The following is a 16,676-nucleotide window of genomic DNA, read 5'->3' as shown; positions in this document are numbered from 1 at the left end:
TCATTCACTCAAGTTAATTAGGTATTGGTCTAACGCATTTATACTATTTAAAACATCAGGAATATTCTGATTTAAACGTAGTGATTGAATGGAATTTAATTGTTGAGTCATCCAATCAAATTGAGCTTCATTTGAGAAATATTGATTTAATTGTGTTTTGCTTTTTTTAACGGCCAATTCAAATACATCTTGTTGATTATTTAATAAACCCGCCTGTGCTTGCTCAAGCATTAACACCAATGTTTGTTTGGCAATATTGTGCAAAACAGGATCTAACTGCCCAACATATTGCTCACTGATATCACGAACCTTAATCGAAGACATAACTCGTTGCATAAAACTTTTGTTTTCTTGAGTGTTTTCAGTGTTTAAATTCAATACGAAATTAAATTGTTCTACTTGATTACGTATATTACCAAGTTGAATATAAACGCCTTCTAAATCAACAGACTTAACAGATTCTAATGCAGCTTTATCTTGCGCTAAGACTTCACGTAAATTATACAAACTCACATCGCCTGTATTCACAAATAAATCATCCACTGCTTTTATTACCGACAATGCACTATTTACATCTTTTTCCATTACTATTCTTTGTTGTGCAATTCTTAATAAATATTTAGCTTCCGCTAACTGCCATTCGATGGTTTTGAATTGTTCACTACGATTAAATTGAGTAGCAGCTTGAATTAATTGCTGGCGAAGTATTTCAAGTTCTTTATTTTGCGCAGTTAACTGAGTTTGCAATGTTGTATTATCAATTGCTGACACAGCAATAATATTAGCTTGAAGCTTTGCATCTTGAGCAATTAATTTATCAATGGCCTGCTGATAATTATACTTTGCATCAAGCGTTTTAATTTGAGTATTCAACTCATTTTTTAATAATAAAATTTCCTGATCTTGTTTTTTAAAATTTTGCGAAAGGTAAAAAACAATCACACCACACATAACTATCAATATTAAAATCACTATAAATTTATATGATTTTAAGGGATGTGTTTTGGATTTGGATTCATTTTCTTTAGATTTGCTTGTTTGTGCACCAGAGGGGTTTTCGGATAAATCATCAAATTGAGTATTGGTGGATTCATTTTTTTTGATTTCTAAATCTTCTTCAGATTTTAAAATATCATCAGAGTCTATTTCGTCATTTCCCTTTTCTGGAGTTTGTTTTTGTTCGATGATTTCTTCAGCATGGTTTTGTGCTGATTGCGCTATATTTTCCTCAGCGGCTTCTTTTTTTTGTTTTTCGTTTAAATCTTTTTGATCACTCATGACTTTCAACCGTTTGAATAATTGTTTGATCGGAGGCATTTTTCATAATTAAAACATTTTGCCAGTTCTGGGCAGATTGTTTAATTCGATTACTTGGTACCCATAAATTTAATTGTTGTGTTCGATCACCTAATAATTTTTGTGCTTGTATCAATGACTCTTTAGATGTAATGACGATCACGTCATTTTTATTAAATGCTTTGTTTGGTAGGTTTTGTTTAAGTATACGTTCATACAAATCTAGTTCATCAATTTGTTGGTTATGCTCCATTAATTTTGCAGATATTTTTCTTCGCCCACCTTTTCCTGAAACCACTAACCATTTTTTATTCTCTGATAATGATTCATCCGTGAACATCGCTAGATTTAATACACCTTCACTGTCCATTTGTTGATCAGGGAATTTCGCAATAATTCCATATTTTTTCAAAACGCTTGCTGTTCCACTTCCTGGGCAAATAAACTCTGGCCCAATGGGTAACATTGGCCAACGCTCATCTAAAAATTCACACAATAAATACGCAGCATGTTTACTAACAACAAATACATAGTCGTATAAATCAAATTCATACAACCATGTTTGCCCTTTTCCAGTGAGTTCAATATTTTCAATTTTACAAAGAGGCCAATGTACAAACGATTTTGAATTGTGTTTGCTTTGATTCAGCAAATGCATTAATTCATCAGCTTGCCCTTCTGGCCGTGTTATGAAAATTTGACTCATAAATCGGCTTTTAATTTTTCAAGAATCGCATCTGCACCTTGTTCGACTAATTTTATCGCCAAGTCTTTCCCCATTTTTTCAGCAATGATGACATTTTGTTCATAAGAATCCGTTAAATCACTCTGAGCTTTTTCTATATAAACCACTGAACCATCAACTTCTGCTACTCGAGCCTCCATAGAAATTTTGCCATTTTCGATTTGTGCATACCCAGCTATTGGAACTTGACAACCGCCCTCTAAATGTTTAATTAACGCACGTTCTGCATAGACTCGAATGGCAGTATCCACATGGTGCAAGGGGGCTAATAATTTATGAATTTCAGTGTCTGCAATTCGACATTCAATACCCAATGCACCTTGACCTGCAGCTGGCAAACACATGTGAGTATCTAATTTATGTTTAATACGCTCTTGCAGCTCTAAACGAATTAAACCTGCGGTTGCTAAAATGATGGCATCGTATTGGCCATCATCTAATTTACCTAAACGTGTGCCAACATTTCCGCGCAAAAATTCGATTTTTAAATCTGGTCGCTTCGCTAAAATTTGAGACTGCCGACGTAAGCTTGAAGTTCCTACAATCGCACCCTGTGGTAATTGATCAAAATGATCGTATTTATTCGATACAAATGCATCCGTTGGATCTTCACTTTCAGTGATCGTGTATAAATCTAAACTTTCAGGAAAGTACATCGGCAAATCTTTAATGCAATGCATAGCAATATCCGCCTGATTTTCTAGCATGGCGACTTCCAGCTCTTTTGTGAATAATCCTTTTCCACCCACTTTAGATAACGCGACATCCAATATTTGATCTCCACGACTGACCATAGGTACTAAAGTGATGATTATATTTGGGTATAAATTTTGTAATTTTGTTTGAAGATCTTCTGCTTGCCACATAGCAAGGGCGCTTTGGCGGGTGGCGATTCGTAACTCTTTCATAATAGATGGCTCAACACTTAAATAATATTGCCACTATCATACGGATTTTACAGGGTAAATCCATATACCCATATAACTTATGTGCTTTGGTTCAAACGCTTTTTTGTGTAGGACTGGCTTGTAATAAAATCAAACCAATCAAACACAGTAACATACAGGCTAATGCGGCTAAAACAGCAGCCTGATAAGTGAAAAATTCACCCACAACAAATATACCAACCGCCCCTAATGTTGAGCCTATTCTTAATGAATTGGTATACATTGTAGAAGTAAACCCTACAAATTTTGGTAGTTGATCCTGCACAATGGATATACCAAGCCCCGCATAAATACCAATAAACGCTGCATTAAATATTTGCAAAACCATAAATTGCCAGCTTTGAGTCGCAAAATAAATGCCTAAATAAAAGATAAGTCCCATTAAAAAACTGACCATAACAAGGTGATATCGATTAAAGCGAATGGCTAATTTTGCCGAATACAACATAAAAGGGATTTCTAAAAATGCGACAATTGCAAATAATTTTCCTGGCAACGATTCGGGCAATAACAATTCATTAGTTATAATCAAAGGGATCGACAACATATACAAACTATTTGCTACATTTCCAATAATCATGACTCCCATTAATAACCAAAACCCCAACGGAACAAAATCAGGCTTACCGTTTGTACGATGTTCTTTGGATTTGTGATAATTAGGCAACGCATACAGTGCCACAATAATCGCGAGTACACTGACAATACTCGACCCATAAAACGCACCAGAGAACCCAGTGCGAGCAATCAATTCATAGGAAAAACTTGAACCGATCACCCACCCTGCAGCAAAAGAAGCTCTTAACACTGAATTAAATTGATTGACATCAATATTTGCTTGATCAGCATACTGTCTCGATACAGTCAAAATTTGAGGCACTGCTGCGCTGCCTAAACTTACAAACACAATACCTACAACAAAAATTAAATATACCGATTCAATATTGGCATAAAGCAATGTAGCAATCGCCGAACAGGCCATAGAAAAAATATAAATCCATTTAGAACTATGCCCTTTATCAGCCATTCGACCCATGAATTGATTACAAAGTGTACCAAAAAAAGTAATCGCCACTAGGTAAATTAAAAAATCAATGGGCCTTGCATTTAACCCATCTCCCTTTTGATCCAAAAAGAAATAACTCATCACAGGTATAATAAAAGCAAACGTGGAACCGGTCATAACATTTGCCAATAATAACCAATTACCAGCCCGGCCAAATTTTGAAAAAAATTGCAATCGTTGCATAAAATTTTTGTTAACCCACATACAAAAAAAGCGCGCAGTATACTTTAAAATACACGCACAACGTAAATTAAATCAGGTTTTTAAATGAATTCAGAAAACAAATTACCATTGATGGGTTTTGGTACGTGGAATCGTACCGAATTGGAAACGTATCAAAGTGTTCAAGATGCATTATTAATCGGGTATCGTCATATTGATACCGCTCAAGGTTATGATAATGAACAAGCAGTAGGCAAAGCAATTGCAGAAAGCAAAGTTGATCGAAAAGAAATATTTCTTACAACAAAAGTTAAACCTGAAAACTTTGGACCTAATGTAATATTAGGTACAGTAAAAGAAAGTTTAGAAAAACTTCAAACAGAACAAGTGGATTTATTATTATTACATTACCCATCTATTGGTGGTGAATACGATATGGAAGATTACATCGCGCAATTTGCACAGGTGTATGACATGGGTTTATGTAAAAACATTGGATTATCAAATTTCACAATTAGCTTATTAGATCAAGCTATTTCGTTACTTGGGGATCGAAAGATCATCACTAATCAAGTTGAAATACATCCATTAATGCAAAACACCCCTATCGTTGAACATTGTAAATCTTTAGGTATTCCACTGACAGCTTATTCGCCCCTAGCCCGTGGTGAAATAATGGGACACCCAGTACTTACAGAAATTGCGAAAAATCATAATGCAACCGTTGCGCAAATAAGTTTAGCTTTTTTAATGTCTCAAAATTACAGTGTTATTCCTGCTGCTAGATCTTTTGATCGTATAAAAGAAAATTTTGATGCGATAAAAATTAAACTAAGTTTTTCTGAAATTGAAACCATTAAAACAATAGATGAGAAAAAACGTTTAGTTGATGGACCTTGGTGTCCACAATGGGATAATTATTAATACCTAAAAAAAAACCAGAATCTTTTTAGATTCTGGTTTTACATTTAATGCAATTTTATTTATTTAATTTTTAAATCAATATTCTCTAACGATTCACAACTTTTGGTTTGATCAATAGTGATCATTTCTTCCATTACTTTTATAAAATTACGCTCACGCTCAATAATGACGTAATACTCTTTATCTAGATAACAATTGGTTGTAGAAAAGCGCTGCGCACGAATTATAACTTGATCGGCTTTTCTAGTTAGTGCGATTTTTTCAAATTCACTTTCTTCTTTATTTAAATAAATAAAAGCTTGGACAGCCCTAATAAATTTCAAAACCTCTTCAATATCATATTGCGTGACATAGGTTGTGCCATTAGCGGTCAATGTTTTACTGTATAGCTGCACATCTTTACTAAGTAATTGCATCACATTGGTGGAACGTTCTTGAATCATTTTTTGATACAAATTAAAGAAATTCAATGCTTCTGCATCGGAAATGGACTGTTTAGAAAATGCAAAAGGCACAATTAACATAAACAAACCGATTGTTAGTATTTTTCTCATAATTAAAACCTTTATAAAAACAAAGCTGTGATGAATTCAGCAAAAAAGAGCAATGACCAATAATGAGCGCCATTTATACCACTTTATAGGCGTTGTGAATGCCTATTATTACATTAAACTTTAATTTTTAATAATTGAAGATGCTTCTGTGTATAACAACCAACAAATTAAAACATTAGTCACACAATATAATGTCTCTGGCCCAAGATACACAAGCTACCCAACGGCCTTGCAATTTGACCCAATCACGCAAAATAACATTCAAAGAGTGTTAAATTTGCAGATTGGTCGTACCGAGCCGCTTTCGTTATATATTCACATTCCCTTTTGTGAGCATATTTGCTTTTATTGCGCATGTAATAAAGTGGCAACAAAAGATCACACCAAAGCAGATCACTATCTAGACAAGCTTGAAAAAGAAATGCAAATATACAGTACCACCTTCGGTCATCGAGTTATTGAGCAATTGCATCTTGGTGGAGGTACCCCTACTTTTTTAACTCCTAATCAACTCACTCGATTATTAAATTTAATCAAACAATATTTCAATATGTCCGACCAAGGGGAATACTCAATAGAGTTGGACCCTCGTGCAACAAGTGACGAACATTTATTAGTGCTTAAGAAATTCGGCTTTAATCGAGCAAGTATTGGTGTTCAAGATTTTTCTGTACTGACTCAACAAGCCATTAACCGTATTCAACCAGAATCGATGGTTAAGTCATTATTGAACCAACTGCGAAAACTTGATTTTTCATCCATAAATTTTGATTTGATTTATGGCCTTCCAAAACAAACAACTCAACGCTTTTTAAATACTATCGATAAAGTCATCGATTTAAATCCAGATCGCATTGCTGTTTACAATTATGCTCATTTGCCAGAACGTTTTAAACCGCAAAGACGAATCGATACTAATCAATTACCTTCAGTTGGGGAAAAACTTGAGATGATGAGCCAAAGTATTGTGAAATTGGAAAACGCAGGGTATAGATACATTGGAATGGATCATTTTGCAAAACCAGAAGACGAGTTAGTACAAGCTCAACAAAATGGAACGTTACAAAGAAATTTTCAAGGTTACGCAACCTGTGGCAACTTAGATTTATTGGCTTTAGGTTGTTCATCCATCAGTAAAATGGGCCCATTTTATTGGCAAAATCATTCAGATTTAGCGCTTTATGAACAAAGCGTAGACGATGGTTTATTTCCAATAAACAAAGGTGTGAGTTTAAGTGATGATGATTTAGTCAGACAAAAAGTCATTAACTTATTAAGTTGCGCTCAAACGGTTAATTTTCATGAAATAAATGTGAAATTTAATATCGACTTCAAGCAATACTTTAAATCAGAGTTAAACTCGTTAGATGATTTAATTCGCTCAGGGTTAATTAAAGTGGATGATGAGAGTATTGAAGTCACCAATATTGGTAAATTAATGATTCGTCCAATTTGCATGAAATTTGATGCCTATTTGAACAATATAATTCCTAGTTTTTCTAAAGTGCTGTAGTTAGAGACCGTTTAAACTAAGACATAAATAGTGCTCGTTAACCCACTATTTATGTCTGCTAAATAAATAATGAAATTTGCTTTTTATTAAATATTTATCTTTAAACGCATCAGGCTCTAACGGCTGGTCATAATAAAACCCTTGAATATTATTAATATTTAAACCTTGGCAAAAATTAAGATCATACGTCGTTTCTACCCCTTCTACTGTAATATCTAAATTCAATGAATTTATCATCGCCACTAATCCTTTAGTAACCTTTAATGTATCCGGGTGTTTAGAAAACGTAGGCATTAAAGACTTATCAATTTTAACCGTATCAATTGGAAAAGAATAAAGGTGCGTCACCGATGAGTATCCTGTGCCAAAATCATCAAGGGCAATTAAACATCCGAGTTTTTTTAACGATTGAATCATAGATAGATTCTTTTCGTTATCCAATAATAAAGCGGTTTCTGTAAGCTCTAACTTAATTTTTTCAGGATTAATTTTATACTTATCTAAACACGCTTTAATAAAAGGGATCAAACTCTGATCACTTAATTGAATTGGCGACAAATTAATCGACATAAACATTGAATTATCAATCTTATGCCAAACCGACAATTGCTTTAATGCGTTATCTAACACCCACTGACCAATTTCATTGATGGTTTTTGACTTTTCAGCGATCGGTATAAAAATATCAGGGCTGATATCGTTAGAATCATAACTCCATCTTAACAGCGCTTCAGCTCCAACTAAACCAGCACTTTTCATATCGATAACGGGCTGGTAAACAAGATGAAATTCATCACTTACTAATGCATTTTTTAATCTATTTGTCATTTCATATTGTTGTAAAAATGCCTCTTGCATATTTTCAGCATAAAATGAAAGTTGATTACGCCCCTTACTTTTGGAGCGATACATAGCGACATCCGCGTGCTTTAATATATCCTGAGAATCGTTACCGTCTCTTGGAAATACGGATATTCCAATGCTAACACTGGCTTGTAATGACAACTCGCCAATTTGAATGGGATCATTTAATGAATCCAAAATACGTAAAGCGACTTTATTTGCGTATTGCGGGTCTGATAAATTGGTTAATGTGATTGCAAACTCATCCCCCCCTATCCTTGCTAAGAACTCATTAGAGCGTATACATGAGTTCATCCTTTTCACGACCTCTATAAGAAAAACATCCCCAACATCATGCCCATGTTCGTCGTTAATATATTTAAAATGGTCCAAATCTAGAAACAACAAGGCCAGGTTTTTAGTTTCACGAAAATGCAGCTGTATATTACTTTTTAAGGTTAAATCAAACATATAACGATTAGCTAGACCCGTCAAAGCATCGTGCTCAGATAACTCCTTAGCATTTTCAAAGCTCGTTAATAGCTTTTGCTCAAGTTGAAATCGAGCTTTAGCATTAATGATGGATCGATGTAATCGAAATGAATTGATTTCAGATTTCACTAAGTAATCTAATGCACCGGATTGTATGCATTTAAGCGCAATGCTTTCATCTGAGCTATTACTGATTGAGATAATAGGCACAGTTGCAATGGCATGATTATTTTTAGTCTCTAAAATCAATTCTAAGCTATTAGTAGGCGGTAAATTATAATCCAATAACACCACATCAAATTCATTGGTTTTTATACGCTCCAGCGCATCGTTTAAATCATCCGACTCTTGAATATCCATATTAGAATCAGAAAATTTTAAATTACGGTAAATATGTTCTCTGTCAACGGGGTCGTCATCGACAATTAATATTTTCATTAACACAAAACCTTTTAGTATTAGTATATTAAGCTTAGACGGGATTTGGAAGGTGTACAATTTTCCAATAGCTATTTAACGTATTCACAATATCTATAAAATTATCGCCTACTTTACCTTTTACAAAATAACCGGAAATATGCTGTTTGTATGACGCTAGAATGTCATTTTCATTTTCAGAAGTGGTTAATACAAATACCACCAAAGCACTGTATTTATCATTTGCGCGAAGTTTCGTTAAAAATTCTAATCCATTCATACGCGGCATTTGTAAGTCCAGTAAAATCACAAAAGGATTAGTAACAAAATTACTTTCTAACTTCTCAAATGCATCCACGCCATCAATCGCTCTTACAATTTTGTTGGCAATTTTGTTTTTTTCGAAGCTACGTTCTATCATCATAGCATCAACATCATCATCCTCAATTAGAAACAATGTGACTTCTTGTGCAGGTGTATTCATGCTTTATCCTCAATTTGATTGGGTAATGAAAATTTAACAACTAACCCATTAGGTTTATTTTGAAGCAGCTCAAAGGTTCCTTTATTTTGAGAAATGATTTTTTGAATCATCGTCAACCCCATCCCACTTCCTTCCACTTTATCTCTTGATTTTAAAGTTTGGAACATTTCAAGTGCTTTATCGTATAAATCTTCAGGTATTCCAGGTCCATCATCACTCACAGTAAAAACATGATGGTTTAAGCTTGAAAGTTCGTGATGGATGACGATCGTTCCATGGTCTTGGTCATGATGTTTAATTGAGTTAGTTATTAAATTTCTTAAGATAATTTCTAATGGGGATTTTTGTACGAAAATACTTTTATTCTCCACATCAATAACGTATCGCTCCTTTAAGTCATACACACTTAAAATATCTTCCACAAATTCACGCAAATTAACCTCCCCATAATCAGAATTAATTTGTTTGATTCTTGAGTAGTTCAAAATATCATCAAGTAACTTCATCATGCGGGCAGTACGAGATCGTAACAGCTTTAAATGCTCCTTAGATTTATCAGGTAAAATATCGCCACAGTCTTCTTCTAGCCACTGTCCAATTTGATTAATACTATTTATAGGAGACTTTAAATCATGAGAGGCCACATATGAAAACTGCTCAAGATCGTGATTTGAGTTCTCTAGCATCACTGTTTTTTCATTCAATTTTTTTAATGCGGAATCGGCATAACTTAATGCAAGCTTGTTAGATTTTGCTAAAAATATAAATAATAAAAATAATAAAATATTAATTATCAACCCACCTATCAAAACAAATAATGGTTGATTATTGGTGTTCGAATTTTCAAAACTATCATTTGTTGTAACACTAAATACCCACTGTCTGCCAAACACATTTTTAGTTATACTCTTTGTTAAAAAGGCTTCATGAGCAGTAGGTAAATTCTCATCTTGATACAACACATCATCACCATCTAAAATAGCGAAGCTTACAAATAAATTATCATGAGAAATAGACCCGATCATTAAGTCACTCATAATAAACGGGGCATAAACCACCCCCAAAACATTGTCTTCACGCATTTGTTTGGAGTTATACGTCAGCCCGTCTTTATAAAAAGGCACATAAAATAAAAACCCTGGTGTTTGTTTGGCATCCTGAACAAGCACAATAGGGCCACTTATAGTCGGCTGCCCCGTTTCAACTGCTTTCTTTACACCCGCCAACCTATTTTTTTCAAAAGAAACATCAAGCCCTATCGCTTTAAAATTTGGAAGTTCTGGTTCAATAAACGTAATTGGCCATTTTTCTTTCGATTCAGTATTAGGATAAACCCCAAAATATGGACGTGTTTGTTGCTGTTGTTTTGTAAACGCATCGAGATTGTCTTCATTAATTTTAAAAATCACCCCTATTCCATTCACACCGGGATAGTTTTCTTCTATTTTTAAGATATTTGAAAATTCCTGCCATTTAGAGTGATCGAAACTCTTTCCGGCATTGTCTACAAAGGTCTTTGCGCTTGTGAGTGCATTTTTATATAAATTTAAACGCTCTTCTATTAATAAAATAGTTTGATCCGCATAAAGACTGAATTTATCAGCTTTACGAATTTCAACTTGAAACTTTAAAAATTGCCAAACAAAAAGAGTGAGAATCAAAGAAAAACTAATAATAAACCAATGCACTTTATTTAACTTTGATGATTTCACTAATTGTTTATAATCACTATCTTCAATATATTCCAATTCAGCCCCTAATTTCATATAAATTTTTGTTAAAAACGACCATATATAAAGTGTAGTACATGCGAAAGATTATGAAATAATTAGTATGTTTTTGTTATTCTATTTTATCTTTACTAAACTCTAAGCTCAAAACCAGCTTTAATATAAATTCAAGGTATAAAAAAAGCAGGTCTTATTTCTAAGCCTGCTCGTTTATTTATTTAACTCTAATTTATTGAGTTTGTATTTCCTTGTCCATTAAACGATATCGATATAAAGAACGCATGTCATATTCTTCATCATAATAGGTACATTCAAACCCGCTTGCATTAATTTTGTATATTTCACAATCGTAAGATTCAAGCACACTAACGTCCTCTTTTATGAACTCATCTTCGCAATAATCACGATACTCATAATTAGTTTCTGTGTATTTAAAACTATTATTCTCTTGGGTCCAATTGTAATCGGCCTGAATGATGATACAAGACTCATCACTGTACTCATCAATTTCGGTTACTTCATAATATCCAGTCCCATTTGAATGAATTATTTCTTTATCTGGATCGGTCCAAGAACAATCATCAAAAATCGTTAGCTCATAAGTGCCTGGTTCAATTCTGTCTTGTAATTGCACTTTGTTATATTCCAAAGAATAATTCATTTCAAAGCCATTTTCGCTAAATGCGAAATTCATTGTCATATAACCTATGAAATCTTTCATTAAACTCATGCTTTTGTAAGAGTTCAAACATTGATCAGCACTTAATACACCACTTAAATTTCCGCTATATATTGCGCCCATCATCAAATCCATATAATCGGCATAATCAATACGCATCGCTATTAGGCCATTTTGATTTAAAGATTCAGCGCTTATTTGTTCAACTAATAATTGTGATTGATCGCCTGAATAAGCAACAATTGCATTACCAGCTATTTGTACAAATGCTTCTTCATCTGAAAACATCATGCTCATTAAAGGAATTTCAGCGGGAGTTTGGCTGATTTTCACTCCTTGCAATTGCGGAACATTCGAAGCTAATAATGCTAAATTTTTAGGATCTGAAGAATGAACAGACACTAATGCATCCAAACCTTTAAAGTCATTCATTTTACCCAAGTCTGCATTAAATAAAGTACCGCCAATTGATTTAATTGTTTTAACCATTTGCATGCCTAATGCAGCTTTTGAAATTAAAGAAGGGGACACATTTTCTTGCAAGGTTAATAAATGATCGCATTCAAAAGTGCTTGAACTTAATACTGGAACCCATTTATTCATAAAACCCACCACATTGGAAAGTTCAGATGCGTAATAAAAACTGAACATCGCATCCGTCGAATTCACATATTCTGGAATATGTCCATTTAACGTCATTAAACTTTGAGCTAATTCCAAATTATGAATTTCTAATGTTGAATTAAAATCCATTGTTAAATTATCTTGAGTCAAAACAATGTTTTTTGCTCCAAAAACAATTTTAGGTGTCGTTTTAATAATTTGTAAATATTCATTTTTACATTCATTGCTAATTGAAGCATTGATGCTATCTAACCTGTCAAAACCAAATGCATTAATATCTTGCTCAACGTTTAAATTTTCTCCTAATAAAGAAGCAACAATTTGTTCAATATTAATAAAGCCTTGAACCATATTATATTGATATTGCTCATTAATACGCACAAGCTCTTTAGTATCAATAATAGATTGTTCCTCTGCTGTGAGTGCTAATATTTTGGCTTTTCGTTGTTCATCAAATTTATCATCAATCAAAGCAATGGTAACGAATTGTTCATTGTTATGAATTACCACTTTTAAATCGGTACCAGGAATTGGCCAAGCCTTTACGTTTACTGATGCCACAGTAATAGATTGCAAAGATTTTGAAAATTCGTTAAAAGTCATTTCGAATTTTTCTTTATCGATAATTTCAACATGCATGACAGGCATTAAACCATCTAAATAAAATACACTGTATCCATCTAATGCAATGGAAAATTTCTCATACATTCCAGCCATACCATCTTTAGATAAAGTACTGAATAATTCAAAATAACCACTATAAAATTCAGCTAATTTTTCTGGCATGAGAGAAGTATCTAGTTGCTCAGTTAATTCAGGGATTAATTGATTGATGGTTTCTATATATTGATCCATAAATTCTATAAATGCAGAATTAGACTGACTCTCTAAATACATTAATGTATGTGCAGGTGCATGTTGACGCATGGTATTTAATACATTTTTAGAGTCGTTTGTATAACGAGCACCTACTACATATCCAAATACAGCGATAATTAATACGATTCCTAATATTTTCATTTTTTTCATGTTTTTTCTCGTTATTGTTTAAATTATTTTTTGCCAAAATTCAGCTGGCCCACTGTCTTCTAATAATTCGTAACCTTTAAATCCGTAATTTAAATAGGCTTTTTTAGCTGCTACGTTATTTTCTAATACTTCTAATGTTATTTTGCAGCAACCTTTTAAATCAGAGTATTGCTCTATTTCATGTAATAATTTTTGACTTAAGTGCTTACCTCGGTAATCTCCTATTACAGCAAAATCATGGATATTTAATAATGGCTTACAGGCAAACGTTGAAAATCCCATAAAACAATTTGCAAAACCAATTGCTTTTTTTTCATCGTACAGAATAAATGAAACTGCAGAATCATTTTTTCTAAGCTGATCAATTAAATGGATTCGACAGTAAGCTGAAATTGGCTCCCCGCCGCCCATAACATCCATTGCGTATTCATTTAATAGAAACAATAACTCTTCTGCTTGCTTTGCATCTTCATAATTTACTTTTTCGATATGAAACATCTATTGATACCTATATAAATCCACAATCCCGTCTTTTTGAACATAACAAATAAATCCGTCCTGTGTGCTTTCTAATAATAAACAACTGTATTGATTATTTTCACTCGCTTGTAATTCTTGCTGGCAATGTTCGCGAGATTGACTTTTATGTTCGACAATATCAATTGCATTTTCATTGATACTCCATGAGTATTCAACAACTGATAAATCACATTGATTGTTTGAATCTTTGACTTGATATCCACCGGTGTTATCTTTATTAAATGTTTCTTTACCAAGAATTTCCCACTGACAAGCTGTATTTAAATGCATCACATCTAACTTACCAGTTTTGATCGAATCAAATACAATTTCATTATTGGTGCTCATATTTAAATCACTGAACACTCCTTGATTGTCTGCTTTAAATTCAAATCCCATTTTAGCTTCTAAGTTTTTAAAATCTAGAAAATTTTTATACTCGTCAATGCATTTACTTTGAGATTTATTTGAGCTTTGAGCAATATATTGTAAATTATTCAAATAGACATCTGTAAATTTTACATAATCCACAGAGGCGTTAGTGATTCCTTGTTTATTAATTTTAACATTGGCTAATTGAGACACATATTGCTCAGACTGGTCACCTGAATAAACAAAAATATGTTTGCCTTGCATCGAAGCTTTTAAAGGTGGATCAAAGTTAATAGAAGTGGGTACAATTGTTGAACTGCCATCCATTGGAATTTTAATATTAGATAAAAACGGTACGGTTTTACTTAATAACAATAATAATTGTGGATACTCACTTGTCACACTTACAAGCATATCGGTTTTCATTTTCCCAATTAAAAATTCAGAAAGATCTAAGTCATAAAAAGAAACATGCAGACCTTTTATACTTTGTACCGTACTTAATAGCGCTACAAATTGTAAATAAGACTCATCTGCTAGCACCGTCATAATATTTGCTAGAGCGTTACATTTATATTTAGTATTTTTAGCTCGTTGTTGCCATGCAGTTGCAGTTGATATTAAATTATTAATATTCAAACCAACTGAAAGTGAAAACGCAGCATCTGGATTAATCGGCATTAAATGCCCACTTAATGAACTCAGCTCATTTCTTAAAGAAGATTCATTGATTTCAAATAATCCTGAAACATCAAAAGACATATTGGTAGCCGATAGCGAGTTTTGCTTATATCCAAACATAAATATTGGCGTAGTATCTATTAATGTCAGTATTTCATTTTTACAATCTTGGCTTAATTGGCTATCAATTTTTTTATCAATACCGAATAAAAATTCACTACTAATGCTTTCATTTTTTCCAAAAAGTGTTTGAGCTATTTGTTTGATATTAAAAAACCCTGAAGAAACGTCTTTATAACCGTATTTATTCTCCATTACAGTTATGGTTTGTTGTGTATATAAACTATGTTCACCTTTTATCACCCCCATTACATTTAATATTTGTTCATCGCTATAGTTTTTAGGAATAACAGCAAATGTTGCAACTGATTCCTGAATGTATATTACATTCATCACATCAACGTTTTTTAAGAGGATATCCGATACTAAAAAATCACGCCCTTTAATTTTTCTATTTGTAAAAGTTATTTCATTTTTTTTTAAATTTTCCTGAACTTTATTTGAAAATTTATTGGCATCATTCAGTGATATATGCAAAACAGGAGCAGGACCTTCAAAGTAAACTGCATAATCGATAGTCTGGGTAAAACCATAATCTTGAATTAACTGATTTAATTGATCGTTAGAAATATAATTTTTCATATCTAACAATATACTTCTATAAAACTTAGTTAATTCAGACAACTGTTCATTATGAAAAACACGCTCGTCGTTTAAATTTTCAATTGTTTGATCTAAATTATTTTTGGAAAAGCTCGATTGAATATACATCAAGGTATCTATTGGGGCATTTTGCTTTGAAAAATCAAAAAATTCCTGTGTTGTTTTTGCCGCAAATGCAGAAACGCTAATACACAAACAACTGAAAATCCCAATACTCGCCTTCTTTAAACTTATCATTATAATTGCATTCCTATTGTGATTTCAGGAATGACTTCAGCAACGGGCTGAGAAATCACTTCGTTGTAACTGGTAGATTGACACACCGTATTGATTTTAGGCTCTATCGTGGATTGGTATTTTAAAGAAGCACGAATCACTATTTGTTTGGTGATCATTGCTTTATAACCCACGCCAAAACTTGAATAGAAATAATCTTGAATTTGTTCGCATTTATTTCCATCTTTTGAAAATTGATCTACTAATAATCCTTTGCCAAAAGTACTGTCTGCAATTATTCCAGATTGTCCTATTCCACTGAAATTGTACTCCAGCCTAAATCCATTTGTTGACTGTCTTTGTTTAATTATATGATTGGGTTCATTATCAAAATAATGATTCCCAGAATTGACCTGACCACCAAATAAAATATTATCGCTAATAGGAAAATTAATTTCCATGGCAACATTACCTAAATATGCCTGATAGGCATCAAAGTGAATTGAACGAGTAACAGATTCAGCGAATACATGGGAACTGGAGAAAGCACCCAACACAAAGAAGGGAAGGGTTTTAGATATTAAATGTGCCATCTTGTGTTTTCCTAACAAAAGATGGCACTTTAACATACTACAGGCAAGGGTTTCTACGCTATTACAA

General features: G+C 33.0%; 14 protein-coding genes. 2 read left to right on the top strand and 12 right to left on the bottom strand.

The features are described from left to right. From TYM08_RS06260 to TYM08_RS06245, 4 genes are all read right to left on the bottom strand, one after another. Complete coding sequence (locus TYM08_RS06260) at positions 1-1,278, bottom strand: uroporphyrinogen-III C-methyltransferase (RefSeq protein WP_422382109.1); 1,278 nt, start codon at positions 1,276-1,278, stop codon at positions 1-3. Next, positions 1,271-2,002, bottom strand: a complete 732-nt coding sequence (locus TYM08_RS06255; RefSeq protein WP_422382108.1) for a uroporphyrinogen-III synthase — start codon at positions 2,000-2,002, stop codon at positions 1,271-1,273. Before TYM08_RS06255 ends, TYM08_RS06260 begins: the two co-directional genes overlap by 8 nt. Further along, complete coding sequence (gene hemC, locus TYM08_RS06250) at positions 1,999-2,949, bottom strand: hydroxymethylbilane synthase (RefSeq protein WP_422382107.1); 951 nt, start codon at positions 2,947-2,949, stop codon at positions 1,999-2,001. The genes TYM08_RS06255 and hemC overlap by 4 nt, the downstream gene beginning before the upstream one ends. A gap of 91 nt (positions 2,950-3,040) precedes the next feature. Then, on the bottom strand, positions 3,041-4,237 hold the full coding sequence (locus TYM08_RS06245) for a sugar efflux transporter (protein WP_422382106.1): 1,197 nt from the start codon (positions 4,235-4,237) through the stop codon (positions 3,041-3,043). An 84-nt stretch (positions 4,238-4,321) separates the two neighbouring features. Here TYM08_RS06245 and TYM08_RS06240 point away from each other — a divergent pair, with 84 nt between their 5' ends. Next, a complete protein-coding gene (locus TYM08_RS06240) occupies positions 4,322-5,140 on the top strand; it encodes an aldo/keto reductase (RefSeq protein ID WP_422382105.1) in 819 nt (272 codons plus the stop codon). 59 nt (positions 5,141-5,199) lie between these two features. Here the strand turns inward: TYM08_RS06240 and TYM08_RS06235 are convergent, their stop codons facing one another. After that, positions 5,200-5,694, bottom strand: coding sequence for a hypothetical protein (locus TYM08_RS06235; RefSeq protein WP_422382104.1), 495 nt, complete (start codon positions 5,692-5,694; stop codon positions 5,200-5,202). 148 nt (positions 5,695-5,842) lie between these two features. Here TYM08_RS06235 and hemN point away from each other — a divergent pair, with 148 nt between their 5' ends. After that, a complete protein-coding gene (gene hemN, locus TYM08_RS06230) occupies positions 5,843-7,207 on the top strand; it encodes an oxygen-independent coproporphyrinogen III oxidase (RefSeq protein ID WP_422382103.1) in 1,365 nt (454 codons plus the stop codon). A 45-nt stretch (positions 7,208-7,252) separates the two neighbouring features. Here the strand turns inward: hemN and TYM08_RS06225 are convergent, their stop codons facing one another. The 7 genes from TYM08_RS06225 to TYM08_RS06195 form a co-directional block, all read right to left on the bottom strand. Then, positions 7,253-8,980: an EAL domain-containing protein gene (locus tag TYM08_RS06225; RefSeq protein WP_422382102.1), complete on the bottom strand. Its 1,728-nt coding sequence runs from the start codon at positions 8,978-8,980 to the stop codon at positions 7,253-7,255. 34 nt (positions 8,981-9,014) lie between these two features. Then, positions 9,015-9,443 carry a response regulator gene (locus tag TYM08_RS06220; protein WP_422382101.1) on the bottom strand — a complete coding sequence of 143 codons (429 nt, stop codon included), beginning with the start codon at positions 9,441-9,443 and terminating at the stop codon, positions 9,015-9,017. Then, entirely contained in the window at positions 9,440-11,209 is a 1,770-nt protein-coding gene (locus TYM08_RS06215) for a CHASE domain-containing protein (RefSeq protein ID WP_422382100.1), read from the bottom strand. Before TYM08_RS06215 ends, TYM08_RS06220 begins: the two co-directional genes overlap by 4 nt. Positions 11,210-11,402: 193 nt before the next feature. Beyond that, positions 11,403-13,505 (bottom strand): hypothetical protein, encoded by a 2,103-nt coding sequence (locus tag TYM08_RS06210; protein ID WP_422382099.1) that lies wholly within the window; start codon positions 13,503-13,505, stop codon positions 11,403-11,405. 18 nt (positions 13,506-13,523) lie between these two features. Then, the gene (locus TYM08_RS06205; RefSeq protein ID WP_422382098.1) at positions 13,524-14,003 is read right to left on the bottom strand and encodes a GNAT family N-acetyltransferase; all 480 of its coding nucleotides are present in this window, start codon (positions 14,001-14,003) and stop codon (positions 13,524-13,526) included. Beyond that, positions 14,004-16,037, bottom strand: coding sequence for a hypothetical protein (locus tag TYM08_RS06200; protein WP_422382097.1), 2,034 nt, complete (start codon positions 16,035-16,037; stop codon positions 14,004-14,006). It abuts the gene before it with no gap. Continuing rightward, positions 16,037-16,609 (bottom strand): hypothetical protein, encoded by a 573-nt coding sequence (locus TYM08_RS06195; protein WP_422382096.1) that lies wholly within the window; start codon positions 16,607-16,609, stop codon positions 16,037-16,039. Before TYM08_RS06195 ends, TYM08_RS06200 begins: the two co-directional genes overlap by 1 nt. Positions 16,610-16,676 lie beyond the last annotated feature (67 nt).

This window comes from Marinicellulosiphila megalodicopiae, from assembly GCF_045862395.1.
GTDB classification, from domain to species: domain Bacteria; phylum Pseudomonadota; class Gammaproteobacteria; order Pseudomonadales; family Natronospirillaceae; genus Marinicellulosiphila; species Marinicellulosiphila megalodicopiae.
This window is presented reverse-complemented; position numbering and strand designations above follow the sequence as displayed.